This is a genomic window from Janthinobacterium lividum (assembly GCF_034424625.1).
GTDB lineage: Bacteria > Pseudomonadota > Gammaproteobacteria > Burkholderiales > Burkholderiaceae_D > Janthinobacterium > Janthinobacterium lividum.
Genome location: NZ_CP139976.1, coordinates 2,308,334 through 2,334,306 on the forward strand (window position 1 = coordinate 2,308,334; position 25,973 = coordinate 2,334,306).

Below are 25,973 nucleotides of genomic sequence, written 5' to 3' on the forward strand. Positions count from 1 at the left end.
TTGAAATCGCTTGTACCATCCCCAACTCCGTAGAATCCGTCCCATCCACAAGACTATGAGGTAAAAATGGCTGTCTCCGAAAAGCAAACCCTGGGTTTTCAGACCGAAGTGAAGCAAATGCTGCACCTGATGATCCATTCCCTGTACTCGAACAAGGAAATCTTCCTGCGCGAATTGATCTCGAACGCGTCCGACGCGGCCGACAAATTGCGCTTTGAAGCGATCGATAACGACGCCCTGTACGGCAACGATCACGAATTGAAGATCAAGGTCAGCTTCGACAAGGATGCGCGCACCATCACCATTTCCGACAACGGCATCGGCATGACCCGTGACGAGGCGATCTCGCACCTGGGCACCATCGCCAAGTCGGGCACCAAGGAATTCTTCGGCAAGCTGTCGGGCGACCAGCAGCAGGACGCGGCCCTGATCGGCCAGTTCGGCGTGGGCTTCTATTCGGGCTTCATCGTCGCCGACAAGATCACCGTCGAAACGCGCCGCGCCGGCGTGGACGCCTCCGAAGGCGTGCGCTGGGAGTCGGCCGGCGAAGGCGATTACAGCATCGAATCGATCGACAAGCCGTCGCGCGGCACGGACATCATCCTGCACCTGCGCGAAGGCGAGGACGAATTGCTGTCGAGCTGGAAGATCAAGTCCATCATCCGCAAATACTCGGACCATATCTCGCTGCCGATCGTGATGCAGAAGGAAGAGTGGGACGACGAGAAAAAAGAAACCGTCCTGAAGGACGAATTCGAAACCGTCAACCAGGCCAGCGCCCTGTGGGCCCGCAACAAGGCCGACATCACGCCGGAACAGTACGACGAATTCTACAAGCACGTGTCGCACGACTTCCAGTCGCCGCTGACGCACACGCACAACCGCGTGGAAGGCCGCAGCGAATACACGCAGCTGCTGTACATTCCGGCCAAGGCGCCGTTCGACATGTGGGACCGCAACAAGCGCGGCGGCATCAAGCTGTACGTCAAGCGCGTCTTCATCATGGACGATGCCGAGCAGCTGATGCCGACCTACCTGCGCTTCGTGCGCGGGGTGATCGACTCGGCCGACCTGCCGCTGAACGTGTCGCGTGAAATCCTGCAGGAGTCGCGCGACGTCAAGGTGATCCGCGAAGGCTCGACCAAGCGCGTGCTGGGCATGCTGGAAGAACTGGCGAACGCCGACGAGCAGGACAAGAAGGACAAGTACGCCGTCTTCTGGAAGGAATTCGGCCAGGTGCTGAAAGAAGGCATCGGCGAAGACGCGGCCAACAAGGAACGCCTGGCCAAGCTGCTGCGCTTTGCGTCGACGGCCAACGACAGCGACGAGCAAATCACCTCGTTCGCCGACTACGTGGCGCGCATGAAGGAAGGCCAGGACAAGATTTACTACGTCACGGCCGACAACTACGCCGCCGCCAAGAACAGCCCGCACCTGGAAATCTTCCGCAAGAAGGGCGTCGAAGTGCTGCTGCTGACGGACCGCGTCGATGAATGGATGCTGTCGTTTATCCAGGATTTCGAAGGCAAGGAACTGGTCTCCGTCGCAAAAGGCGGCCTGGACCTGGGCGCGCTGGAAGACGAAGCGGAAAAGAAAGAGCACGAAGAAACGGAAACCTCGTACGCCGACCTGGTGGGCAAGATGAAGACCGTGTTGGCCGACAAGGCCAAGGACGTGCGCGTGACGTTCCGCCTGACCGATTCGCCAGCCTGCCTGGTGGCCGATGAAAACGAATTGTCGGGCAACCTGCTGCGCATGCTCAAAGCTGCTGGCCAGAGCGCGCCGGAATCGAAGCCGATTTTGGAAATCAACCCGAACCACCCGCTGGTGACGCGCCTGAAATACGAAGATGCCGAAGGCGGCAAGTTCGGCGACTGGGCCAACATCCTGTTCGACCAGGCCATGCTGGCCGAAGGCGGTTCTCTGGCCGACCCGGCCAGCTTCGTGAAACGCCTGAACGAATTGCTGCTCAATTCGGCGAAGTAAACGCCTGGCTGTCGACGTAAGCAAGCCGGCCCTTTCTGCGTGAAAGGGCCGGCTTTTTTTATGCTACAGTGCGCGATTATTTTATTTTATGGAAAAAGCAATGGCGCATTGCCCGGCATGTGACAGTTCCAACGTTCAACGCCTCTCCATGGTGCATGCCTCCGGCATTTCAGGCACATCGACCCATATGTCCGGCAGGATCGATGGTGATTTCATCCATGGCCATGCGCATACGCGCAGCCAGACCTTGCTGTCACGCCAGGCCGCAGGGCCGACGATGCAGACCCACCAGAAGGCAGGGCTGATCGTGTTGGGCGTGATCATTTTTGTCATTGCCGCCGTCGTCTTTTACCAGGCCGGCGCGAATGGCCTGTTCTGGATATTCGTGGCAGGGGGCATCGCCTCCATCGCCTTGTCGCAAACGACCTTCGTCGCCAATTGGGACAAGGAGGCCGCCGCCTTGCAGGACAAGTATGCGCGTACCTTCATGTGCCATGCCTGCGGCCACCGCTTCATTCCTGTACTCAAGCAACCGTGAAAATCCGCCTGATGACCGGCCTGGGCGCGCATGCGCTGGGCTGCCTGCTGTTTATCGCATTGAGCTGGCTGGGGTTTTATTTGTACACGCAGCTGTTTGGCAGCCTGGGCTCGCGCGGCGTGGCCGGCGGCCTGGCCTTGCTGCTGGTGTTTTACGTGTATGCGGGCACGAATCTGCTGCTGGCGCTGCTGCCGCCCGGCTGGTGGAAGCCTGCGCTGTGCGGTCTGCTGGGCGCGGCCGTGCTCGCGTACCTGCTGCCCCAGCATCCGCTGCGGGCCATCTACTTCAGCGTGTTGTCGGGCGGCGTGAGCTGGCTGGCCGTGCTGGCCAGCGCGCGTTTAAGCGGATACCTGCGCGGCTGACAGGCCCGCGAGAAAGGCGGTGACGGCGACGGCCGCCGCTTCCGGCGCCGCCTGCAGCAGCATGTGCGGTGCGGCGATGTCGGCCAGTTGCGCGTCGGGTGCCAGGCGCAGTATCTGCAGCGCGTTCGCATGCGGCACCAGGCGGTCGTGGCGGGCGCGCAGATACAGCACCGGCAAGGTGCCGCGCGCGAAGCTGCGCGAGGCGTCTGTTTCCAGCACGGCGCGCAGGCGCTGGCGCAGCACGCTGGGCGGCACTTGCGCCAGCGCCGCTGCCAGTTCATCCTGCAACTGCGGCGTGGAGCAGGGCGCCAGCAGCGCCTGGCGCAGGGCGAAGCCGGGCATGGCGCCAAAGGGCACAAGGCCGAGCAGGTGGCGCAGCGGCGCCAGCATCGGGCGCGGATTGCGCACAAACGAACAGCACAGGACCAGGGCGCGCATGCCGGGCGGCGGCTCGGCGCGCAGGGCGGCGCCCAGCGGGCCCGAAAACGATTCGGCCAGCACGACGAAGGGGCGGTCCCGCGGCAAGCGCTCGCGCACGAATGCTTCCAGCGCCGCGTAATCGAGTGGCGCGGCCGGATAGGCGATGGCTTGGGTGTCGATGGCGGCCTGTGCGCGCAAGGCGGCGTCAAAACGCTGGAATAGCCGTGCCGTGCCATCCATGCCGGGCAGGAGGACAAGCAGGGGCGAGGCGTGGGTTGGTATCGTCATTGCGGCCATCATAACAGCCACGCCGGCACACGCGCCGTCCGCCAGCCGCACCGCATGGGGACTGGCGCCATGCTAGAATCGCCGGCGCGCCATGCGTGGCCGGAATCGCGGTCAAATCACCGACAGACAGAATCATGCATATCATTTTTTCGAATTACCGCACCCTGGGCGGCGCCTTGCTGGCAGCGGCTTGCGTCCTTTCCCAGCCTGCCCGCGCCACGGCGGCACCCTCGGCGCCGGTCGGGAAAAGCCTGTCTTCCCTGTTGACAGGCGGCCCCTTGCCGCGCCTGAGCGAAGACCCGCAAGTGCGCGCCGCCCTGTTCGATTTCTTCGGTTACGCGCGCGGCAGCTACACGGAAGACGATGAACTGCTGCTGGCGCAGGCGCTTGAAGCGATCAGCGAAAAGCGCGACGCCACGCGCAGCGTGCTGGCCGATGGCCGCCAGTTGCTGGCCTCGATGAATGACCGCAAGCAGGGCCGCGAACGCGGCGCCATGCTGCTCGACAAGCGCGGCGCCATCATTGCCTTTGGCCTGGTCAACGGGCATTGCCGCCTGGAGGGGCAGCCGCTGGCGAAAGTCTGCAATCCCGATCCGAATGCGGTGCTGACGGTGTTCCACCGCAAGGGCATGTTGGTCGGGGATGCGGCGCCCTTGCTGGCCTGGGCCCGGCAATTGCCGCCCATGCTGGCGCTGATCGCGGGCGACAAGGAAGCGGGCGCCGACGGGCAGAAGATCGCCAGCGTCGAATATGTGCTGGCGCAGCCGGCCCTGCCGGGCTGGAACCGCGCCCAGCTGCCGCCCGCGTATCCGCCGGCGCTGCTGCCACTGCTGCTCGATAAATCCACGGTGCTGACGTCGGCCGGCGCCGGCGTGTTTGCCTATCCGCTCACGCTGAAGGGCAAGAAACAGAACAATGTGCTGGACCATGCCGAAGGCCGCCCGCCGCGCGACCTGGAAGTGGCGCTGCGCAGCTATGCCAGCTTCGACACGGTGGTCGAGCGCTACCGCCAGCTGGCCAAGGGCGCCAGGCTGCAGCGCAATGAGCGCACGGCCTACCTCGATGGCGACATGGGGCAGGGCAGCTACCGCGTCTACATCCGCAACACGGGCGCTGATGGCGTGATGATCGACGTGGCGCTGTGGCAGCGCAAGCTGGTAGCCAGCCGCCAGGTCCGCTAGGTCAATACTGCGCGCGCGCTGTCGTAGCCCAGTTGCGCCAGCTGCGCGGCGATGGCGTCGTCGCGTGTTTTCCTGCCCGTGCGCAGGCGCACGTGCGTCAGCGACGCGGGCATATCCTGCAGCAGTGCGTCGACGTCGAGCATGGTCTCGGATGCCGACAGCTGACGCAGTGCGGGCAGGGCGGCGAGGCCGGGCAGGCTGTCGAGTGTCTTGCAGGTGTGCAGGTCCAGGCGTTCGAGCACGGGATTGGCCCCCAGCGCGATCTGCCGCAGCTTGATCTGGTCTTCCACCCATAGCGCCTGCAGCAGCGGGAAACGGCCGATATCGCCCAGCGTTTCCAGGCCGCGCACGCGTATCACTTCCAGTTTCTTCAACAGCGGCGCCTCGATGTGCGCGAGCGATTCGCGGCCGCCCAATTGCAGCAGCAGCCGGTCCAGACGGCCCATCGCCGAGATGAAATCCAGCGGTACCTTGTTCTTGATGCGATACAGCGACAGCTCATGCAGCGCCGGCAGGCTGGCCAGAGTGTCGATGTGCTGATGGTGGCCCTCGATGACCAGGCTGGCCAGGTGCGCGTAGTGGCGCAGGGGTGCCAGGTCGATATTGTTCTTGGCCGATTCGCCCAGGTTCAGGTATTCGAGGCCGCGCAAATTGTCCAGCTGCAGGATGTCGCCCTCCGCCAGCTGGTAGACGCCCAGGCTCAGGCGCTTGAGATGCCGCAGCTCGCCCAGCACTTCCAGATGGATGGCTTGCCAGTGGCAATCGATGGACAGGCTGGCCACATGCGGCAGCGCGCGCAGGATGCGGGCATCGAACACCCTCGGGTCATAGCCGTAGATGCGGATGGTCAGCGCCGTGCCGCAGGTGGCGGCCAGGGCGTCGAGGTCGGCCAGCAGCGGCCCTGGCTCGGCCAGGGTATTGAACTGTACCAGCACCTGCTGGCCGCTGGCGATGGCGGCGCGGATCGCCTCCGCGTCGATGCGCTCGGGGTTCTGGATGCACTGCGGCTGTCTTGTTTGCGTCATTGTCATAGTCCTATCGGATAGTCCACCTTCCTGGGGGGCGGGCAGCCTTCCGGCCCGGGGAACGTCTGCTTGCCCGTGTCGTCGTAGCGCTTGCCGCACTCCACGAGCACGCGCTTGCGGAAGGTGTAGACGCTGGCCACCTTGCCGTTCGGGTGGTAGCAGATATTGTCGCCGTCGCGGTCGGCCGAGCCATAGCTGATCATGGTCTGGCCATTCACCGTGCGCGTGCTGTGGCCGCTGCGCGGCTCCGTGCATTTGAGCTGGCCGCTTTCGTAATAGGCGTTGACGACGGAGGTGTCGGCGGCGCGGTCGACCAGCAGTTCGTCCTTGCGCTTGCCGTTCGGGTAGTTCGAATAGCCTTCCTGGCGCTGGCCATACTGGAATGCATAGTAATACTGCGGCTTGCCGTCCGGGTAGTACATGTGGTGGTACTCGCATACGTCGTCGCGCGTGCTGCCGTACTCCTTGAAGGTGCAGCGGTGGATGTCGTTGAGCAGCTGGCCGTCCTCATAATACTCGCGCAGGTGCGTGAGCAGGCGGCCCTGGTCGATGACAGCCAGGCGTTCCGGCTTGCCGTTCGGGTAGTAGCGCGCATCCAGGCCCTGCTTCTTGCCGTTGTCCCATAGGGTATCGAGGCGCAGGATCTTGCCGCTGTCGTCGAACGCCTGCTCGCGCCCATCGAGCTGGCCGTTGCGGTAGATAGCCGTGTAGACCACGTATTCCTTGCCGGCCGGGCCCAGATAGCGGGTGCGGCTGCCATCGAGCACGCCCGCCTGGTAATGGTCGCGCACGCGCAGCGCGCCTTGCGCATCCTTGTCGAGGGCCTCGCCCTGTTTTTTGCCTTGCACGAAAGTGACGCTTTGCGTGACCTTGTCTTTGAGCTTGAGCTTCCACGGCCCGTCGCGCAAGCCGTCGATAAAGCTGCCGTCGCCGTCTTCCGTGATCCACGCGCCATGGCGCGTGCCGTTTACGTAGTTGCCGCGCGTTTGCAGCTTGCCGCCCATGCTGCGTTCGTGCGGGCCGTTCAGCTGGCCGCCCGCATAGGTGTCGAAGCCCGTCACTTCCTCTGCATCGGCATAGTTGACGACGATCCAGCGGCCTTCGCGCTTGCCGGCCCGGTACATGCCACTCTCGCTCTGCCTGGGATAATTGAAGTGCCACATGCCTTCCTGCAGGCCGTTGACGTAATGGCCTTTTTCGCTGCCTTCGTGCATGCCTTCGCGTACCCACAGTCCCTGGCGCTTGCCTTTCACGTATTCGCCCCGCTCGACCACCGAGCCGTCGTCCCAGGCCAGGCTGTAGATGACGGACGGGCCATCTGCGCTGCCCGTGAATTGCTTCGGCGCCGTTTCCCACGTCACTTGCCACAGGCGGTAGTTGGGCAGGATGCCCGCGCCCGCATCGCTGTACAGGGTGTAGCTGGCGGTGAGAAAACGCTCGCCTTTCTTTTGGAAGGTTTTCTTGTAGGTGATGGCGTTCTTGCCGCCGGCCGCCACGGGCTTGCCGTCATCGCTGTAGTAGCCGACGATGGTGCCTTGCGTATGGTCGATGGCGTCGAAGTCCGCATTGCCGCTCTTGCCGCGCGGGACGCTGTAGTCCATCGGCGCCAGCTTGGCCAGCGCGGCCTTGACCTGGCCCGCGTTGGGAGCACTGCTTTGCGCCACGATGCGGTTCAAGGCTGGCTGCAAGCCATCGAGGCGCCGGTATTTGCCGGAGCTGCGGTGATAGCGGTAGGCGCGCAAGCCGTTCTTGTCGCCCTGGCGCAGCAGCACCAGCATGGTTTGCACGCTGTCGTCCGTCTCCTGGTCCAGTGACGCGTAGAAGACGGAGCGGATGACGGCGTTGCCGAACTGGTCGAGCAAAATGGGTTTCGCGCTACCGCTCTTGCACTCGCAGTAATAGCCGTTGACGCCTTCTTTTTCCTTGAGGAAGGCGATATCGAGGCCGCTGTCCTGCGAGGCACTGATGGCGGGATGGGCGAGGCTCTTGCCTTCATAAAAGGGCGCGCCGTGGGCGAGGGCGGAGCAAAGCAGCAAGGGCAGAAGCAGACGTTTCATCGTGGGGCTGGCGCCGGGGCGCCGCAATGGAAAGGCCACGATTCTGCCTGCGTTCTTACTTGTGGGCAAATACGCCCCTATCGTGCGCGCCCCGGTTCAAGGCTGGTGCGCGGCGCAAAAATCCAGCAGCAGCTGTTCGCCGTCCGGCCAGGGGCCGTAGCCGGCGTCGCCGTTGATATGGCCGGCGTCGCCGATCATGGTGAAATCGCTGCCCCAGGCGGCGGCAAACGCGCGTGCCCGCGCGAAGCTGACGTAGGGATCATCGCTGCTGGCCACCACCAGGCTGGGAAACGGCAAGGCTTGCAGCGGCATCGGCGCAAAGCCCGTCGTGCCGGACGGGTAGGAGGGCGCTTCCACATCGCTGGGGGCGACGAGGAAGGCGCCGGCGATCTTGTGCGGCGAGCCGCTGGCCGCCCAGTGGGCCACCAGCGTGCAAGCCAGGCTGTGCGCGGCCAGCACGGGCGGGCGCTCGCAGGCGGCGATGGCGCGATCGAGTTCCGCCACCCATTCGTCCTTGTCCGGCGTCTGCCATTCCCGGTGCGGCACGCGCGACCATTGCGGGTGGCGCGCTTCCCAATGGGTTTGCCAGTGCAGCGGCCCGGAATTCCACAGGCCGGCCAGGGTCAGGACGAGAGGCGACATCGATGCTCCTTAAAGTTCGGTACGCAAGGCGAATAACTCCGGGAACAATACCACGTCGAGCATCTTGCGCAAATAGCTCACGCCCGCCGTGCCGCCCGTGCCCGTCTTGAAGCCGATGATGCGCTCGACCGTCGTTACATGGCGGAAGCGCCAGAAGCGGAAGGCCGTTTCCAGGTCGACCAGCTTTTCGGCCAGTTCGTACAGGGCCCAGTGTTTCGACGGGTCGCGGTAGACTTCCAGCCACGCCGCCTTTACCGACGCGTCGGAGGCGGTCGGCAGGGTCCAGTCGGCGTTCAGCCGCTCGGCGGAGATGGGCAAGCCGCTGCGCGCCAGCAGCTTGATCGACTCATCGTAGACGGATGGCGCGCGCAGGGCGGCGTCGAGCACTTTGTAGTTTTCCGGTGCCGTCGTATGCACGTTGAGCAGGGCGGCGTTCTTGTTCCCCAGGATGAATTCGATTTCGCGGTACTGGAAGGACTGGAAGCCGGACGAGGCGCCCAGATAGGGGCGGATAGCCGTGTATTCGGGCGGCGTCATGGTGGCCAGTACGTCCCAGGCATGCACCAGCTGGTCCATGATGCGCGCCACGCGGGCCAGCATTTTGAAGGCGGGCGCCAGGTCGCCGCTTTGCAGGTTGGCGCGCACGGCGTGCATTTCGTGCAGCATCAGCTTCATCCACAATTCGCTCGTCTGGTGCTGCACGATGAACAGCATCTCGTTGTGGTTCGGCGACAGCGGATGCTGGGCCGTGAGGATGCGGTCCAGCGCCAGGTAGTTGCCGTAGCTCATAGATTCGCTGAAATCCATCTGCGCGCCATGCCACTGCGCATCCTGGCCGCCGGCATGCATGGGGCAGCCGCTGGTGTTTTCCTTGTTCATATTCTTGTCGTCGCTCATGGGATGGCTCAGGTGACCGCATCGCGCTTGGCGGCGATGTCGTAGGCTAGTGTGTCGAGGATGTCGCGCAGGATTTCCACGGCATCCCACACGTCGGCAAAGCTCGTGTACAGGGGCGTGAAGCCAAAGCGCATGATGGCCGGTTCGCGGTAGTCGCCGATCACGCCGCGCGCGATCAGCGCCTGCATCACGGCATAGCCGTGCGGGTGCGTGAAGCTGACCTGGCTGCCGCGCCGCGCATGCTCGCGCGGGGTGACGAGGCCCAGCGGATGGCTGGCGCAGCGCTGTTCCACCAGCGCGATGAACAGGTCCGTCAGGGCCAGCGACTTGCGGCGGATGGCTTCCATGCTCGTTTGCGCAAAGATATCGAGGCCGCATTCGACGAGGGCCAGCGAGAGTATCGGCTGCGTGCCGCACAGGGCGCGGGCGATGCCGTCGGCGGGCGCGAAGCCCGGCTCCATGGCGAACGGCGTGGCGTGGCCCCACCAGCCGGACAAAGGCTGGCGGAAGCGCGCCTGGTGTTTTTCCGGCACCCAGATGAAGGCGGGCGAGCCGGGACCGCCATTCAGGTATTTATAGGTGCAGCCGACGGCCAGGTCGGCGCCGGCGCCGTTCAGGTCCAGCGGCACGGCGCCGGCCGAATGGGCCAGGTCCCACAGTGCCAGCGCGCCCTGCGCGTGGCAATGGCTGCTGATGGCGGCCATGTCGTGCTGGTAGCCCGTACGGTAATTGACGTGCGTGAGCATGGCGACGGCGCAATCGGCATCGATGGCTTGCGCCAGTTCGTCGGGGCTGTCGACCAGGCGCAGCTGGTAGCCGCGGTCGAGCCAGGCGGCCAGGCCTTGCGCCATGTACAGGTCGGTGGGGAAGTTGCTGCGTTCGCTGACGATGATTCTGCGCGCGGCCTGCGCAGGATCGCTGGCTTGCATCTGCAGGGCGGCGGCCAGGGCCTTGAACAGGTTGACGGAGGTGGTATCGGTGATCACCACTTCGCCCGTGCCGGCGCCCAGCAGCGGAGCCAGGCGATCGCCCAGGCGCTTGGGCAGGTCGAACCAGCCGGCCGTATTCCAGCTGCGGATCAGGTCCGTGCCCCATTCTGCCGTGATGACGTGCTGGGCGCGGGCCAGCGCCGCCTTCGGCCGCGCACCCAGGGAATTGCCGTCGAGGTAAATCACGCCCTGCGGCAAATCGAATTGCTGGCGCAGGGGCGCGAGGGGATCATCGAGATCGCGCGCGCTGCAGTCTTGTCGAGAAATCATGGTGGCTTTCATATTGATACTTATCTGGATGGCATGATATTGCTTGAGGCTTAAAGTATCACGCGGAAGTGGCAGTGTAGCAAATCCTCGCCGCGAAGCGCGGTTCCGGGCATGGAAAGACGGCGAAAAATGCCCGCTTGTGGGGCGTCAACGAAAGAAATCACGATTTTTAAAAATATTTTCAAAAACCCCTAAAGTTCTGCGATTCGCTGCCGACAACAGATACATGAACGCCGGTAATCGGTCAGGGCAGCGCTGGAAATATTTTAAATATTTTTTAAAAAAAGCCCTAAAGTTCCTGCCAAGGCGGCCGTTATCTCAGTAGACAGGCTTGATTCTTATCAAGTTGTTGTAAAAAAGTGATATTTTTTACAGGCCAAAAGTCGGGCAAATCCGGCACAGGGCCAACCTCCCACATCCGCGCCGTTACTGGCGTGCGACCATGATCGAGTAGTGTTTGTCAGACAAACACCTACGATCCCATCCGCTATTCCCCGACCAAAAATACAGCGCTACGCCTCTGTTGCGTTTAATGTTGCTCCTGCAGAATGTATCTCACTGGCAACACACAACGCCAGCTGAATTCAACGGATTGAGGAGATGGAAATGACTGCTAACGACATGATGGCTGAGATTCGCGACGCTAACCTGAGCTACCTGATGCTGGCCCAGCAAATGATTCGTGCGGACAAAGTAACGGCCATCTTCCGTTTGGGCATTGCCGCCGAAATCGCCGAACTGATCGAAGGCATGAGCAATGCCCAGATACTGAAGCTGGCTGGTGGCAACATGATGCTGGCCCGTTTCCGCTTCGACGACAGCGCCATCCTGGGCATGTTGACGAACTACAATAAAGACCGTTCGCTGGCACAATCGCATGCTGCCATCCTGATGGCCGGCCAGGGCGTCGAAGAAATCGCCTAAGGTTCCCATCAAAACGTCCATGGCGGTGTTGCATTGCCTCGCCGTACATTCGTACTGTCGTCGGCAACGCGCCTTGCCCTGAACATTTTTCTGGCAACCTTGTTAGGCAGTATCAGTCAGTATCAGTCAGTAGTGGAGTACACAGCATGGCCAAAAAAAGTGTCGTATCGGAAGCGCAGGAAATCCAGCTGGCCATCGAATTGATACAGCTGGGCGCCCGTTTGCAACTGCTGGAGACGGAAGTCTCGCTGTCGCGCGAACGCCTGCTGAATCTGTACAAGGAATTGAAGGGCGTCTCGCCGCCCAAGGGCATGCTGCCATTTTCCACCGACTGGTTCATTACCTGGCAACCGAATATCCATTCCTCGCTGTTCATCAATATCCATAAATTCCTCGTCGACCACGCCGGCGCCACGGGCATCGAAGCCGTGATGAAGGCCTATAAACTGTATCTGGAACAAATGCCGCCCGAAGCGGGTGAAGAGCCGCTGCTGTCGCTGACGCGGGCCTGGACCCTGGTGCGCTTTTTCAGCAGCAAGATGCTGGACATGGCGCCCTGCGGCAAGTGCGGCGGCAAGTTTGTCGTCAACTGCCTCGACCTGAACGCCGATTATGTATGCGGCCTGTGCCACATGCCTTCGCGTGCCGGCAAGACCAAGAAGGCGCGCGATGAAGCGGCCGCTGCCGTGCCGGGCGTGGTTGCCTGAGCCGTACATATATATAAGACAGAGAGCAAGCCGGAGCCGGTCGCCTGACCGCACTCCGGCTTTTTCATGCTGCTTTCGCTTACACTGGCGTTTTCCTCCTTTGGCTATTCCATGCTGCAACAGATCCTGCGCGCGCCCGCGCTCAAGGCCATCCTGATCCAGGTGCTGGCCTTTCCCTTGATGTTGCTATTGGTATATGGTTTGGCGCGCGCGGGCGTGGCCATGTCGCTGCCGGCCGTGGCGCTGGTGCAGGGCGTGCTGGCGGCTGTCATCACGTGGCGCGCGGGACTGGCGCGCTGGTGGTGCGCCATCGGCCTGCTGTTTGCGCCCGCCTTGCTGGCGGCCAGTTGGCTCGATTTGCCCCCGGCCGTGTTCCTGGTCGCCTTTGTTTTCCTGCTGAGTTTGTACTGGTCCACGTTCCGCACGCAAGTGCCGTTTTACCCGTCGGGGCCGAAGGTATGGCAGGCGGTGGCGGAGCTGATCGCGGACCGTCCCGGCGTGCGGCTGATCGATATCGGCAGCGGTCTGGGCGGCCTGGTGCTCGACCTGGCGCGGCGCCGCCCCGACGGGCAGTTTTCCGGCATCGAGCTGGCGCCGCTGCCGTGGCTGGCAAGCCGCTTGCGCGCATGGCTGGCGGGCAGCCGCGCGCGCTTCCTGCGCGGCGACTACGAAGCGCTCGATTTCGGCCGCTACGACGCCGTGTTTGCCTACCTGTCGCCGGCGGCGATGGCGGCCCTGTGGAGCAAGGCGGAAAGGGAAATGTTGCCCGGTAGCATGCTTCTTAGTTACGAATTCCAGATTGCGGCACGCGAGCCCGATAAGACCATCGCCGCCACAGAGGGTGGCCCTTTACTTTACATATGGTGCTTTTAAGCAATTGTCTGCGTTATTTGCTTGCCCGTGGGGCAATCTCACGTTATTGTAGTTCCACACGGCATTTTCTCGGAATTGCATTGAAAAGCAGCGCATTTCAATTAACTTCCGGTTGCTTTTTTTGCCGCTGTCTCCGCCGGCGGCGCAGCCGCCAGAAGACAGGAACAGGTTTGAACATGCCGGGCACACAGCCCCGGCCATTATTGGGAGTCAGGGCACTTGTTAGTCATAATCGGATACATCATCGTCTGCGCCTCGGTCTTTGGCGGCTTCGCAATGGCCGGCGGCCATCTGGCGGCGCTGTTTCAGCCGCTGGAGTTGCTGATGATCGGCGGCGCCGCCCTGGGCGCCTTCCTTGTTGGTAACAATAACAAGGCCATCAAGGCAACGATCGCCGCCTTGCCCAGCCTGTTCAAGGGTTCGCGCTATACCAAAGAGCTGTACATGGAACTGATGTCGCTGCTGTTCGAAGTGCTCAGCAAGGTGCGCAAGGAAGGCTTGATGTCGATCGAAGGCGATATCGACAAGCCCGAAGAAAGCCCGCTGTTTTCCAAGTATCCGGCCGTGCTGGCCGACCACCATATCATCGAATTCATGACCGATTACCTGCGCCTGATGGTATCGGGCAATATGGATGCGTTCCAGATCGAAAATCTGATGGACAACGAAATCGAGACGCACCATCACGAAGGCGCCGTGCCGGCCCACGTGATCGCCAAGGTGGGTGACGGCTTGCCCGCTTTCGGTATCGTCGCCGCCGTGATGGGCGTGGTGCACACGATGGAATCGGTGGGCATCCCGCCAGCTGAGCTGGGCATGCTGATCGCGCACGCGCTGGTCGGCACCTTCCTCGGCATCTTGCTGGCCTATGGCTTCGTCGGCCCGCTGGCCAGCCTGCTGGAGCAGAAGCTGGAAGAGTCGAGCAAGATGTTCCAGTGCGTGAAAGTGACCCTGCTGGCCAGCCTGAACGGCTATGCGCCGGCGCTGGCCGTGGAGTTCGGCCGCAAGGTGCTGTTCTCGACCGAGCGCCCGACGTTCAATGAGCTGGAAGACCACATCAAGAAATCGAAAACGAAGTAAGCAGTGAATATACGCCTGGACACCATGAGTCATTTGCAGCACACGGAAGGGGGACGCCATGGCCGATGAAGGCATGCGCCCGATTATCGTCAAGCGTATCAAGAAGACGGCTGGCGGACACCATGGCGGGGCGTGGAAAATCGCCTACGCCGACTTTGTCACGGCCATGATGGCCTTCTTCCTGCTGATGTGGCTGCTGGGCTCCACCTCGAAGGGCGACTTGAACGGCATTTCCGAATTCTTCAAGACGCCCTTGAAAGTGGCAATGGCGGGCGGTTCCGGCAGCGGGGAAAGCAATTCCGTCATCCAGGGCGGCGGCCAGGACCTGTCGCGCCAGGATGGACAAGTGCGCAAGGCGCAGGAAGAGCAGCAGCGCAAATCGTTCGACCTCAATTCCGCCAAGGCCGCGCTCGAACGCGAGGAGGGCAAGCGCCTGCAGGCGCTCAAGGCGCGCATCGAAGCGACCATCGACGCCAATCCCCTGCTGAAAAAATACAAGAACCAGCTGCTGCTCGATATCACCAGCGAAGGCTTGCGCATCCAGATCGTCGACGAGCAGAACCGTCCGATGTTTGCGCTCGCCAATGCGAATCTGCAACCGTACACCAAGGAAATCCTGCACGCCATCGGCTTCGTGCTCAATGAAGTGCCGAACCGCATCGGCCTGTCCGGCCATACGGATTCGACGCCCTACATGAGCGATGCCGGCTACAGCAACTGGGAATTGTCGGCCGACCGCGCGAATGCGTCGCGGCGCGAATTGGTGATTGGCGGCATGAAGGAAGAGAAAGTATTGCGCGTGGTGGGACTGGGCTCGGCCGCCCACCTGGACAAGCTCGACCCCTTCAATCCGATCAATCGGCGCATCAGCATCATCGTCATGAACAAACGCACGGAAGAAAATGTCCTGCGCGATGGCTCGGCGATCGAGCTGCCGGTGACCGATGCCGCTTCCGCCGCTGTCGCTTCCGGGCTGGCGGCCGGTGCGCCCCCCGCGGCGGCACCAGCCCCCAGCCCGGTAGCGGCGAAAAAATAACACGCAAGGCTATCGACGCGTGGTGTATTGAAACAATGAGACCTTTATGACAAGAAAGAAAATACTTGGCTCGCATGTAAAGCGCCTGCTGTCTGGCGTGTCGGACCATGGCCGCAAGCACTTGACGGAGGTGGAAACCGACCTGGTGCAGACCGGCATCTTGCTGGAAGAGGCGATCGAGAAGCTGTCCTTCAATTTCATGGCGATACACGCAGCCGTTGCTGCGCAGCAAGACACCATCGCCCTGTTGCTCGACGGCGGTATTCCAGCCGAGCAGCAGCGGGAAAAATTGCTGGCATTGCAGGATGAGGTGGGGGGCTATGTGAATGCCGCCATCACCAGCCTGCAGTTCCAGGACATGACCAGCCAGCTGATCGAGCGCACCTTGAAGCGCGTGACGGGCTTGCGGGAGTTCCTCGGAACCCTGGGCGAGCATGGCGCGGAGATGTTGCCGGAGAGCGACAATGAAGAAATTGTCGCCCTGCTGGGGCGGGTCAGCATGGCGCTGGCGATTCAAAGCCTGGAGTTGCGCAGCGTGCTGCGCAAGGCTGTCAGTCAACAGCATTTGGAAAGTGGCGACATCGAGCTGTTCTAGCATGCCAGTGCGGAACGCTTGTGGTTGCATGGATTGATTAATCAAATACTCGGGCAGGATGCCCGGAATAAGTGGGAGCAAAGATGGCCAAAACGATACTTGCAGTGGACGATTCCAGCTCATTGCGCCAGATGGTGGCGTTCAGCCTGAAAGCCGCCGGTTACCAGGTGGTGGAGGCCGTCGACGGCCAGGATGGACTGGAAAAAGCCAAGCTGCAAACCGTGGACCTGGTATTGACGGACCAGAACATGCCGCGCATGGATGGCCTGGAGCTGATCAAGCTGCTGCGCGAACTGCCGACCTACCAGAAGGTACCCATCTTGATGCTGACGACGGAGTCGTCGGACGAGATGAAGTCGAAGGGACGTGCCGCCGGCGCCAATGGCTGGCTGGTCAAGCCCTTCGATCCGCAACGCCTGATCGAAGTGGTCAAGAAGGTGATCGGCTGATGCCAGCCGCGCAGCACAACGATGCAATTGACGGAGTCACCCTATGACCATCGATATTAGCCAGTTTTTTCAGGTCTTTTTCGATGAGGCCGAAGAACTGCTGGCTGAAAAAGAACGGCTGCTGCTGGCCGTTGATATTGCGGCGCCCGACGCCGAAGACCTGAATGCCATTTTCCGCACCGCCCATTCGATCAAGGGCGGCGCATCGACGTTCGGCCTCTCCGACATGAGCGAGGTCACGCACATCCTCGAGTCGCTGCTCGACCGTATCCGCCAGGGCCAGATGGCTCTGACGGCGGAACACGTCGACGCCTTTTTGGCGGCCAAGGATATCCTCAAGATGCAGCTCGACGGCCATCGCCTGGGCAGCGCCGTCGACCAGGATGCCGTGGCCAATGTGCGCATGATGCTGCAGTCGTTTTCGCAGGATGTGCCCGTGGCCGCCCTCACGCCTGTCGCGCCAGCCTTCCATACGGCGGAAAAGGCCGCCGTCAGCCATGCCGGCGGCCATCGCATCCGCCTGGAACTGCCGGCCATGGAGCCGCGCGAAGTCGATGCGCTGGCGGCCGAACTGGGCTTGCTGGGCGACGTTGCCGTGTCGACCTTGCCCGACGCGCGCAAGGTGCTGGAAGTGACGACGCATGAAAGCCTGGACGATATCCTGGCCATCTGCTCGTTCGTGCTCAACCCGGACGACATGGTGATCACGCAGGCGCCGCCACTGGCGCCAGGCGAAGCCGATGCGGTCCGCGCGGCGCAGGAAAAAGCCCAGGGCTACGGCTTCTTCGACCCGCTGCCAGGCGCGCCTGGTGCGCAGGGTCAAGCCGATCCTGGCTATGGCTTCTTCCAGCCGCTCGAGGATATCCGCGCCGCCGCCGGCGTGCAGAGCGACGCCGAACAGGGCTATGGTTTTTTCCAGCCCCTGGAGCAGATTCGCGCCGACGCGGCCAAGGCGGGCAACGCCAGCGCTGCCGCCGCGCCGGTCGTGGCCAGCGCCGTGGCCGAAGCGGAGCAGGAAAAGAAACCGGCCAAGAAAGAGGGCGACAAGGCCGGCGCCGAATCGTCGTCGATCCGCGTCTCGATCGAGAAAGTCGACCAGCTGATCAACCTGGTGGGCGAACTGGTGATCACGCAGGCGATGATCGAGCAGCGCGCCAGCGCGCTCGACCCGATGCTGCATGAAAAGCTGCTCGACAGCGTCAGCCACCTGACGCGCAATACGCGCGACTTGCAGGAAGCGGTGATGTCGATCCGCATGATGCCGATGGATTTCGTCTTTTCGCGCTTCCCGCGCATGGTGCGCGACCTGGCCACGAAACTGGGCAAGAAGGTCGATTTCATCACGAACGGCGCCGCCACGGAACTGGACAAGGGCCTCATCGAGCGCATCGTCGACCCGCTCACGCACCTGGTGCGCAACAGCATCGACCATGGCGTGGAAATGCCGGCCGCCCGCGTGGCCGCCGGCAAGACCGAGGCGGGCCGTTTGTTCCTCTCGGCCAGCCACCAGGGCGGCAACATCATCATCGAAGTGTCCGATGACGGCGCGGGATTGAACCGCGAGCGCATCCTGGCCAAGGCCGCGCAGCAGGGCCTGGACGTATCCGAGACGATGAGCGACGCCGACGTGTGGCAGCTGATCTTCGCGCCCGGCTTTTCCACCGCCGAAGCGGTCACCGACGTGTCGGGCCGCGGCGTGGGCATGGATGTCGTCAAGCGCAATATCAGCGCCATGGGCGGCGTCGTCGACATCCGTTCGGCGAAGGGCTTCGGCACGACGATTTCCATCTCGCTGCCGCTGACCCTGGCCATCCTGGACGGCATGTCGATCAGAGTCGGTGACGAAGTGTATATTTTGCCGCTGGGCTTTGTCATCGAATCCCTGCAGCCGGCCGTTGAGGATATCAAGGACATCAGCGGTAAAGGCCAGGTGGTGAAGGTGCGCGGCGAATACCTGCCTTTGATTCCGCTGTACCAGATGTTCGACATCGCGCCGCGCTTTACCAGTCCCTCGGAAGGCATCTGTGTGATCCTCGAGACGGAAGGGCGCAAGGCGGCCCTGTTCGTCGACGACCTGGTGGGGCAGCAGCAAGTCGTGGTGAAAAACCTCGAATCGAATTACCGCAAGGTGGTGGGCATTTCCGGCGCCACCATCCTGGGCGATGGCGGTGTGTCGCTGATTCTCGATGTCGCCGCCCTGATCCGTTCCTCTCGCCAGCTGGCCGACGAGTCCATTTTTTCGTAATACCGATAGATAAAGATAGGAAAACGCACCATGTCAGATACTCAACAAACATCCGGAAGCAATGCGGGCGATGGCAAGGACATCGCCGGCCGTGAATTCCTGGCCTTTACGCTGGGCTCCGAAGAGTACGGCATCGATATCCTGAAGGTCCAGGAAATCCGTGGTTACGAAGCGGTCACCCGCATCGCCAACGCGCCTGAATTCATCAAGGGCGTGATCAACTTGCGCGGCATCATCATCCCCGTGGTCGACATGCGCATCAAGTTCAACCTGGGCACGCCCGTGTACGACCAGTTCACGGTGGTGATCATCCTGAACATCGGCGGCCGCATCGTCGGCATGGTGGTCGACAGCGTTTCCGACGTCACCACCCTGACGCCGGAGCAGGTCAAGCCGGCGCCGGAAATGGGCACCGCCTTCTCGACCGACTACATGATCGGCCTGGGCACCATCGACGAGCGCATGCTGATCCTGGTCGACATCGACAAGCTGATGTCGAGCAGCGAGATGGGCCTGATCGACAAGCTGGCGGCGTAAACGGCCGCATGGCAGCAAGGCGGCGCCCGGTGCGCCGCCGTTTTGGCACGCAAAGAATCACTACAGATATGCATGTACCGGCGCGAGCAGAGGCGCGCCGGCAGGCTGCAAGGTCCGTCAGAGACCAGGCCACAACACGGCGCCGTCCGGTTGAACGGGCGCCGTTCACATAAATATTGGAGACTGTAATGAGTTTGCGCGATTTCAAGATAGGCACCCGGCTGGGGATAGGTTTTGGCAGCATCCTCGCCATCCTGGTGGTAGTGATCGTTTCGGCGAATGCACTGAATTACCGTAACAAGGCCCAGTTGCTCACGGGCCTGGAGCTGGCAAGCGAAAAGAATACGCAGGCATCGCTGATGAAAAGCGCGATGCTGGAAACCGGTATAGCGATGCGCAATATCGGCCTGCAGGGCGATGTGGGGCTGATGCAGGCGGAAGAGGGCAAGGTGCGCGAGCAGCGCAAGCTGTACGACGGCGCGCGCGGCAAGCTGTCCAGCCTGGGCCTGTCCGAGGGCGAGAAGGCGCTGCTGGCCAATATCGCCAAGGTCGACGGCGATGTCGATGCGGCCTTCAAGGAAGCGATGGGACAGGTGCTGGCGTTTAACAGCGAGGGCGCGGCGAAGGTGATTGCCACCCGCATCGACCCCTTGAACAAGACGACGCTGGCCGATATCAACAAGCTGCTCGACCTGCAGCACGTGGCGCAGCAAAGCTTCATGGACGACTCGCTGGCGGCCGATGCGCGCCTGATGACGGTATTGTTCATCCTGGGCGGCGCGGCGGTGGCGATCGGCGCCTGGTGCGCCATCTTCATCACGCGCTCGATCACGGTGCCGCTGTCTGGCGCACTGGCCGTGGCGCAGAAGGTCGCTGCCGGGGAGCTGACGTCGCGCGTGGTGGTCGAAGGCAAAGATGAAACGAGCGCGCTGCAGCAGGCGCTCAAGGACATGAACGAAAGCCTGGTGCAGACGGTCAGCGATGTGCGCAATGGGACGGACACCATCACCGTGGCGTCGCGCGAGATCGCCAGCGGCAATGCGGACCTGTCGGCGCGCACGGAAACGCAGGCCAGTTCGCTCGAAGAGACGGCATCGTCGATGGAAGAGCTGACGTCGACCGTGAAGCAGAACGCGGACAACGCGCGCCAGGCCAACCAGCTGGCCGTGTCGGCGTCGTCGGTGGCGGAGCAGGGTGGCAAGGTGGTGGCGCAAGTGGTCGATACCATGGGTTCCATCAAGGACAGTTCGCGCAAGATCGTCGACATTATCGGCGTCATCGACGGCATCGCGTTCCAGACGAATATCCTGGCATTGAATGCGGCCGTCGAAGCGGCGCGCGCAGGCGAGCAGGGACGCGGTTTTGCGGTGGTGGCGTCGGAAGTGCGCAATCTGGCGCAACGCTCGGCTGGCGCGGCGAAAGAGATCAAGGGCCTGATCGGCGACTCGGTCGACAAGGTCGATGCCGGCAGCCGCCTGGTGGACGAGGCGGGGCAGACCATGGGCCTGATCGTCACGTCGATCCGGCAGGTAGCCGACATCATGGGCGAGATCACGGCGGCAACGCAGGAACAGAGCCATGGCATCGAAGAGGTCAACCAGGCCATCGCGCAGATGGACCAGATGACGCAGCAAAACGCGGCGCTGGTCGAGGAAGCGGCGGCGGCGGCTGAAAGCATGCAGGACCAGGCGCAGAAACTGGCCGACGCCGTCAGCATCTTCAAGCTCGATGGCGAGAGCGCGGCGCAGGCAGCCGTGCCCGTGCCCGCGCCAGTAGTCAAGGCGGCGGCACGGCCGGCGCCGAGCGTGGCGGCAACGGCACGGCGGTTGGCAACGACGGCGCAAGCCGGCACGCCACCGCCCGCGAAAAAGCTGGCGGCGGCCGGCGGCGACGATTGGGAAGAGTTCTGACGCCAACCCGGTCCCGCTAGTTATACTTGCAAAGGCATTGGTCAGAGTAGTCATAGAGAGGTAAAAACAAAATGCCGCAAACTAAAACGGATTCGGTCAAGGAATTTGATTTCACTGGCAAGGACTTCGAACGGGTCCGCGCCATGATTTACAAGCGGGCCGGCATCGCGCTGGCCGACAGCAAGCAGGAGATGGTCTACAGCCGCCTGGCGCGGCGCCTGCGCGCGACCGGCATTTCCTCGTTCGTCCGTTACCTGGACGACCTGGAAGCTGGCCGCATGGGCGACGAGTGGGAAGCGTTCACGAATGCGCTGACGACCAACCTGACGTCGTTCTTCCGCGAGGCGCATCACTTCCCGCTGCTGGCCGAGCATGTGAAAAAACTGAGCGGGCCGATCACCATCTGGTGTTCGGCCAGTTCCACCGGCGAGGAGCCGTATTCGATCGCCATGACGGTGTGCGAGGCGTTCAATACGCTCACGCCGCCGGTCACCATCATCGCCACGGACATCGACACGAACGTGCTGGCCACGGCCGCCAATGGCGTCTACAACCTGGACCGGCTCGACAAGATGCCGGCCGACCGTGCGCGGCGCTTTTTCTTGCGCGGCAAGGGCGATCGCGAGGGACAGGTGCGGGTGCGCCCGGAACTGCGCCAGATGATCACTTTCAAGCCGCTCAACCTGCTGGCCGACAGCTGGCCATTGACAGGCCAGTTCGACGTCATCTTCTGCCGCAACGTGATGATTTATTTTGACAAGGCGACGCAGCGCAAGATCCTGTCGCGCTTTGTGCCGTTGATGAAGCCGGATGCCCTGCTGTTCGCGGGCCATTCGGAGAATTTCCTGTACGTGTCGGATTCATTGAAGCTGCGCGGTAAAACAGTCTATGAGCTCGATCAGCCTCGGGGCGCCGCGCCCAAGGCATCGTCGCATCGTACATGAGAGTGAAATATGAGCCTGGAATCCAAAGAGCAATTTGCCACTAACGTCTATTACGACAGGACGTTCAATTGTGACGCCGCCAAGATCTTGCCTGGTGAGTATTACTTTACCAACAAGGACATGCTGATCGTCACCGTGCTCGGCTCCTGCGTCTCGGCCTGCATCCGCGACCGCGTCACGGGCCTGGGCGGCATGAACCACTTCATGCTGCCCGATGGCGGCAGCGATCCGAATAGCCCGATTTCAGCGTCGATGCGCTATGGCACCTACGCCATGGAAATCCTGATCAACGATTTGCTGAAGGCCGGCGCGCGGCGCGAGAACATGGAAGCGAAAGTGTTCGGCGGCGGCGCCGTGCTGCGCGGCTTCACGGCGATCAACGTGGGTGAGCGCAATGCGGCCTTCGTCATCAATTACCTGAAGGCGGAAAAGATGCGCGTGGTGGCGGAAGACCTGAACGACATCCACCCGCGCAAGGTGTATTTTTTCCCCCGCAGCGGCAAGGTGCTGGTGAAAAAGCTGATGCAGACGCATAACGATACGCTGGTACGCCGCGAACTCGATTACGCCAGCCGTTTGAAAGTTGCGCCGGTGGGCGGCGAGGTCGAGTTGTTTTAATAGTGTGAGATATAGATAACAACACCTGATCACACCGTAGCGAGCGGATGGGAGTTGTGGCCGAGACGCGCAGCTGTGCTTTAGCACAGTGAGCATCGGAGGCCGCAAATCGCGACGCGCAGTAGGTGGGATCAGGTGCTTTAATGGGCCGGTAGGCCCAAAGGAAAATATATGAAGATCAAAGTATTGATCGTGGATGATTCGGCCTTGATCCGCAGCGTCATGACGGAAATCGTGAACAGCCAGCCCGACATGGAAGTGGTGGGTGCGGCGCCCGATCCGCTGGTGGCACGCGAGATGATCAAGCAGACCAACCCCGACGTGCTGACCCTCGACGTCGAGATGCCGAAGATGGATGGCCTCGATTTCCTGGAAAAGCTGATGCGCTTGCGTCCGATGCCGGTATTGATGGTGTCGTCGCTGACCGAACGCGGTTCGGAAATCACCATGCGCGCGCTGGAACTGGGCGCCGTCGATTTCGTCACCAAGCCGAAGATCTCCATCCAGAGCGGCATGCGCGAGTACACGGACATGATCGCCGACAAGATCCGCGCCGCCTCGAAGGCGCGCATCCGCGCGCGCACCCTGCCGTCGGCCAGCGACAAGGTGGCTGCACCGCTGCCTGCGCTGCGCAGCCCATTGACGTCGAGCGAAAAGCTGATCATCGTGGGCGCGTCCACAGGCGGCACGGAAGCGATCCGCGAATTTCTCATGCAGATGCCTTCCGATTGCCCCGGCATCCTGATCACGCAGCACATGCCGGAAGGCTTTACGCGCTCGTTTGCGCGCCGCCTCGATTCGCTGTGCAAGATCTCGGTGCAGGAAGCGGCAGGCGGCGAACGGGTACTGCCGGGCCACGCCTATATCGCGCCCGGCCATTCGCACCTGACCCTGACGCGCAGCGGCGCCAATTACATGACCAAGATCGACCAGGGCGAGCCGGTGAACCGCCACCGCCCGTCGGTTGATGTGCTGTTCCGTTCGGCCGCGCAATCGGCCGGTAAAAATGCCGTTGGCGTGATCCTCACCGGCATGGGCAAGGATGGCGCGCAAGGCATGTTGGAGATGAAGGCCGCAGGAGCGTATAATTTTGCGCAGGATGAAGCCAGTTGCGTGGTGTTCGGCATGCCGCGCGAGGCGATCGCTGTCGGTGCTACGCATGAGGTCGGCGCTTTGACGGCGCTGCCTGGCATGGTGCTGGGACACCTGGCTGCGCATGGCATGCGTGCTTTGCGCGTGTAAGCCACGTTTTATATGATCTGAGGCAAGTTTGTTCGCCTAAAAGCAACGAAAATGCTATCCTACAACTTGCTGCCGTAGTGTCGACCATAATGTCGGCATTCATGTCGATATTATTAACAAACCGCTACAGAAACAACGGAGTTATTCATGGCTGATCCAAAGATGAAATTTTTAGTCGTTGACGATTTTTCGACGATGCGCCGCATTGTCCGGAATCTGTTGAAGGAACTGGGTTATGCCAACGTCGATGAGGCGGAAGACGGCGTGATGGGCCTGGCCAAGCTGCGCGCGGAATCGTACGATTTCGTCGTTTCGGACTGGAACATGCCAAACATGGATGGCCTGACGATGCTGCAGCATATCCGCGCCGATCCGGCACTGGCCAAGCTGCCCGTGCTGATGGTGACCGCCGAAGCGAAAAAAGAAAACATCATCGCCGCCGCGCAAGCTGGCGCCAGCGGTTATGTCGTCAAGCCGTTCACGGCCGCGACCCTCGATGAAAAGCTGAACAAGATTTTCGAGAAGCTGGAAAAAGCCGGCGCTTAATCCAGATTTGACCGTTATCAAAAAAAACGCTGCCAGTGCAAATTGGCAGCGTTTTTTTTGTCCGCAAAAAACTCAGACCAGGCCACCATTCGCGCGTAACGTTTGGCCATTCACCCAGCGGCCATCCGGTCCTGCCAGGAAGGCCACGGCGGCGGCGATATCGTCCGGCGTGCCCAGGCGTTCCAGGGGCGCCATCTTGCCCATGCGCTGTATCGTGTCTTCCGTCTTGCCGTTCAAGAACAGGGCAGTGGCCGTGGGGCCGGGGGCGACGGCATTGACGGTGATGTTCTTGCCGCGTAATTCCTTGGCAAAGATATTCGTCATCGTCTCGATGGCCGCCTTGGTGGCGCCGTAGACGGCATAGCCGGGCAGGGCCAGGCCAATCACGCTGGTGGAGAAGTTGACCACGCTGCCACCGTGGCGCAAGCGCGTCGCCGCCTGGCGCATGGTGTTGAAGCTGCCCTTGACGTTGATGGCGAACAGGCTGTCGAAGGTGGCGTCGTCCGTGTCGGCCAGGGCCGGCAGCATGGGCGGCATGATGCCGGCGTTGTTGACCAGTACGTCGACGCCGCCAAAGGCTGCTTCTGCCGCATCGAACAGCGCTTGCACCTCGCCCGCGTCAGCCACGTTGGCCTGGACGGCGATGGCGGCGCCGCCGCCGGCCACGATGGCCGCCACCAGCTCATCCGCCGCATCCTTGCCGCTGGCGTAATTGATGACGACCTGCATGCCGTCGCGTGCCAGGCGGCGGGCGATGGCCGCACCGATGCCGCGCGAGGCACCTGTGACGATGGCGACCCTGGCGGGGGTGGATGTGGTGTTCATGGCTGCTCTCCTGTCGTGGTGGGAAGCCCGCATGCTGTCGCTGCGAGCCAGTGCAGCCATTGTGATCTTTATTGGTTCATGGATAAAGATAGTGATGATAGTTTCAGTGTGCAAATTTCATTAACAATTGTTCTCGGCCAGGTTGATATGGACAGGCAAGATCCCGCCGAGCATAAGTCATTGCGCAAAGGAATGAAATATTTCCTAAAGTTAACTTTACACGTCAAATAATTTGGCCCATGATCGCTGCAGTATTCCACCTCTGTCCCCGACCCCGACAAGAAGGAGCGCACGATGCGCCGAGCACCCGTATTATTTTTTGCCCTGAGCACGGCCCTGTTGGCGGCCTGTGGCGTGAGCCTTGAACAAACCGCCGTTGCGCCTGTCGCGTCTGTCGAAATGCAGGAACCGGCCGCGCCGTTGCCTGTCGAAGCTGATGGCCGGCATGCATATCTGCACCGCGTGGGCGGCCATGATTATGTCAGCCTGAGCCAGAATGGCCCGGAGGGCGGCTTGCCGATACTCACGGGCACGCAGCGCCATGCCCGCGCCATCCGCCTGCTGGCGGCGGATCCGGCCCAGGTCCGGGCCATCCTGCGCAGCCTGAGGCTGCCTGCGCACCAGCGCAAGCTGTGGGCGGGAGAGGAAATCGTGCTCGATGCAGCCAGCTACGACATGTTGCAAGCGGCACGCGGCAGCAACAAGCCGCTGTTTGCGGAACTCAAGCTGGTGGGGATGGAGAAGTAAGAAAAAGCAACGGGGCCGAATGGCCCCGTCCAAGTGACGC

26 protein-coding genes are annotated in these 25,973 nt (G+C 62.0%); 19 read left to right on the top strand and 7 right to left on the bottom strand.

The annotated features are described in order from the left end of the window. Nucleotides 1-66 precede the first annotated feature (66 nt). The 3 genes from htpG to U0004_RS10510 all read left to right on the top strand — a co-directional run bounded on the left by htpG (nucleotide 67) and on the right by U0004_RS10510 (nucleotide 2,886). A complete protein-coding gene (gene htpG / locus U0004_RS10500; protein ID WP_070257762.1) occupies nucleotides 67-1,986 on the top strand; it encodes a molecular chaperone HtpG in 1,920 nt (639 codons plus the stop codon). Nucleotides 1,987-2,173: 187 nt separating this feature from the next. Next, a complete protein-coding gene (locus tag U0004_RS10505; RefSeq protein WP_070257761.1) occupies nucleotides 2,174-2,524 on the top strand; it encodes a hypothetical protein in 351 nt (116 codons plus the stop codon). Then, nucleotides 2,521-2,886 (top strand): hypothetical protein, encoded by a 366-nt coding sequence (locus U0004_RS10510; protein WP_070257760.1) that lies wholly within the window; start codon nucleotides 2,521-2,523, stop codon nucleotides 2,884-2,886. Before U0004_RS10505 ends, U0004_RS10510 begins: the two co-directional genes overlap by 4 nt. Here U0004_RS10510 and U0004_RS10515 read toward each other — a convergent pair. Beyond that, entirely contained in the window at nucleotides 2,863-3,594 is a 732-nt protein-coding gene (locus U0004_RS10515) for an alpha/beta fold hydrolase (protein WP_070257778.1), read from the bottom strand. The genes U0004_RS10510 and U0004_RS10515 overlap by 24 nt on opposite strands. Nucleotides 3,595-3,728: 134 nt before the next feature. Between U0004_RS10515 and U0004_RS10520 the strand changes: the two genes are divergently transcribed. Further along, on the top strand, nucleotides 3,729-4,775 hold the full coding sequence (locus tag U0004_RS10520) for a hypothetical protein (RefSeq protein WP_081345727.1): 1,047 nt from the start codon (nucleotides 3,729-3,731) through the stop codon (nucleotides 4,773-4,775). Here U0004_RS10520 and U0004_RS10525 read toward each other — a convergent pair. The 5 genes from U0004_RS10525 to kynU all read right to left on the bottom strand — a co-directional run bounded on the left by U0004_RS10525 (nucleotide 4,772) and on the right by kynU (nucleotide 10,655). Then, a complete protein-coding gene (locus U0004_RS10525; protein WP_070257759.1) occupies nucleotides 4,772-5,800 on the bottom strand; it encodes a leucine-rich repeat domain-containing protein in 1,029 nt (342 codons plus the stop codon). The two genes, U0004_RS10520 and U0004_RS10525, sit on opposite strands and share 4 nt — an antisense overlap. 2 nt (nucleotides 5,801-5,802) lie before the next feature. Continuing rightward, nucleotides 5,803-7,857, bottom strand: a complete 2,055-nt coding sequence (locus U0004_RS10530; RefSeq protein ID WP_139144205.1) for a toxin-antitoxin system YwqK family antitoxin — start codon at nucleotides 7,855-7,857, stop codon at nucleotides 5,803-5,805. A 96-nt stretch (nucleotides 7,858-7,953) separates the two neighbouring features. Continuing rightward, the gene (locus tag U0004_RS10535) at nucleotides 7,954-8,499 is read right to left on the bottom strand and encodes an RBBP9/YdeN family alpha/beta hydrolase (RefSeq protein ID WP_070257757.1); all 546 of its coding nucleotides are present in this window, start codon (nucleotides 8,497-8,499) and stop codon (nucleotides 7,954-7,956) included. Between the two features lie 9 nt (nucleotides 8,500-8,508). Next, entirely contained in the window at nucleotides 8,509-9,396 is an 888-nt protein-coding gene (gene kynA, locus U0004_RS10540; protein ID WP_034778007.1) for a tryptophan 2,3-dioxygenase, read from the bottom strand. An 8-nt stretch (nucleotides 9,397-9,404) separates the two neighbouring features. After that, nucleotides 9,405-10,655 (bottom strand): kynureninase, encoded by a 1,251-nt coding sequence (gene kynU / locus U0004_RS10545; protein WP_070257776.1) that lies wholly within the window; start codon nucleotides 10,653-10,655, stop codon nucleotides 9,405-9,407. 606 nt (nucleotides 10,656-11,261) lie between these two features. On the opposite strand from kynU, the gene flhD reads away from it, so the two are divergent. The 14 genes from flhD (at nucleotide 11,262) to cheY (ending at nucleotide 24,361) form a co-directional block, all read left to right on the top strand. Next, nucleotides 11,262-11,579, top strand: a complete 318-nt coding sequence (gene flhD, locus U0004_RS10550; protein ID WP_034758381.1) for a flagellar transcriptional regulator FlhD — start codon at nucleotides 11,262-11,264, stop codon at nucleotides 11,577-11,579. 146 nt (nucleotides 11,580-11,725) lie between these two features. Beyond that, nucleotides 11,726-12,286: a flagellar transcriptional regulator FlhC gene (gene flhC / locus U0004_RS10555; RefSeq protein ID WP_034778011.1), complete on the top strand. Its 561-nt coding sequence runs from the start codon at nucleotides 11,726-11,728 to the stop codon at nucleotides 12,284-12,286. A gap of 66 nt (nucleotides 12,287-12,352) precedes the next feature. After that, complete coding sequence (locus U0004_RS10560; protein ID WP_230522730.1) at nucleotides 12,353-13,159, top strand: SAM-dependent methyltransferase; 807 nt, start codon at nucleotides 12,353-12,355, stop codon at nucleotides 13,157-13,159. Nucleotides 13,160-13,378: 219 nt separating this feature from the next. Further along, a complete protein-coding gene (gene motA / locus U0004_RS10565; RefSeq protein ID WP_034778015.1) occupies nucleotides 13,379-14,239 on the top strand; it encodes a flagellar motor stator protein MotA in 861 nt (286 codons plus the stop codon). Nucleotides 14,240-14,297: 58 nt separating this feature from the next. After that, nucleotides 14,298-15,275, top strand: coding sequence for a flagellar motor protein MotB (gene motB / locus U0004_RS10570; protein ID WP_034778017.1), 978 nt, complete (start codon nucleotides 14,298-14,300; stop codon nucleotides 15,273-15,275). 46 nt (nucleotides 15,276-15,321) lie between these two features. After that, nucleotides 15,322-15,870: a hypothetical protein gene (locus tag U0004_RS10575; protein WP_034758366.1), complete on the top strand. Its 549-nt coding sequence runs from the start codon at nucleotides 15,322-15,324 to the stop codon at nucleotides 15,868-15,870. 83 nt (nucleotides 15,871-15,953) lie between these two features. Next, nucleotides 15,954-16,319 (top strand): response regulator, encoded by a 366-nt coding sequence (locus tag U0004_RS10580; protein WP_034758362.1) that lies wholly within the window; start codon nucleotides 15,954-15,956, stop codon nucleotides 16,317-16,319. A gap of 43 nt (nucleotides 16,320-16,362) precedes the next feature. After that, a complete protein-coding gene (gene cheA, locus U0004_RS10585; RefSeq protein ID WP_070257756.1) occupies nucleotides 16,363-18,564 on the top strand; it encodes a chemotaxis protein CheA in 2,202 nt (733 codons plus the stop codon). 30 nt (nucleotides 18,565-18,594) lie between these two features. Continuing rightward, nucleotides 18,595-19,101, top strand: a complete 507-nt coding sequence (locus U0004_RS10590) for a chemotaxis protein CheW (RefSeq protein ID WP_034758356.1) — start codon at nucleotides 18,595-18,597, stop codon at nucleotides 19,099-19,101. A 188-nt stretch (nucleotides 19,102-19,289) separates the two neighbouring features. After that, entirely contained in the window at nucleotides 19,290-21,011 is a 1,722-nt protein-coding gene (locus U0004_RS10595; RefSeq protein ID WP_070257755.1) for a methyl-accepting chemotaxis protein, read from the top strand. Between the two features lie 71 nt (nucleotides 21,012-21,082). After that, entirely contained in the window at nucleotides 21,083-21,955 is an 873-nt protein-coding gene (locus U0004_RS10600; RefSeq protein WP_034778025.1) for a CheR family methyltransferase, read from the top strand. 9 nt (nucleotides 21,956-21,964) lie between these two features. After that, entirely contained in the window at nucleotides 21,965-22,573 is a 609-nt protein-coding gene (gene cheD / locus U0004_RS10605; RefSeq protein WP_034758343.1) for a chemoreceptor glutamine deamidase CheD, read from the top strand. Between the two features lie 171 nt (nucleotides 22,574-22,744). Beyond that, nucleotides 22,745-23,815, top strand: a complete 1,071-nt coding sequence (locus U0004_RS10610) for a protein-glutamate methylesterase/protein-glutamine glutaminase (RefSeq protein WP_034778028.1) — start codon at nucleotides 22,745-22,747, stop codon at nucleotides 23,813-23,815. A 147-nt stretch (nucleotides 23,816-23,962) separates the two neighbouring features. Further along, complete coding sequence (gene cheY / locus U0004_RS10615; RefSeq protein WP_010396677.1) at nucleotides 23,963-24,361, top strand: chemotaxis response regulator CheY; 399 nt, start codon at nucleotides 23,963-23,965, stop codon at nucleotides 24,359-24,361. Nucleotides 24,362-24,433: 72 nt separating this feature from the next. On the opposite strand, the gene U0004_RS10620 is transcribed toward cheY, so the two are convergent. Beyond that, complete coding sequence (locus U0004_RS10620; protein WP_081345726.1) at nucleotides 24,434-25,186, bottom strand: SDR family oxidoreductase; 753 nt, start codon at nucleotides 25,184-25,186, stop codon at nucleotides 24,434-24,436. A gap of 294 nt (nucleotides 25,187-25,480) precedes the next feature. On the opposite strand from U0004_RS10620, the gene U0004_RS10625 reads away from it, so the two are divergent. Continuing rightward, on the top strand, nucleotides 25,481-25,933 hold the full coding sequence (locus U0004_RS10625) for a YajG family lipoprotein (protein WP_139144204.1): 453 nt from the start codon (nucleotides 25,481-25,483) through the stop codon (nucleotides 25,931-25,933). The last annotated feature ends 40 nt before the right edge of the window (nucleotides 25,934-25,973 follow it).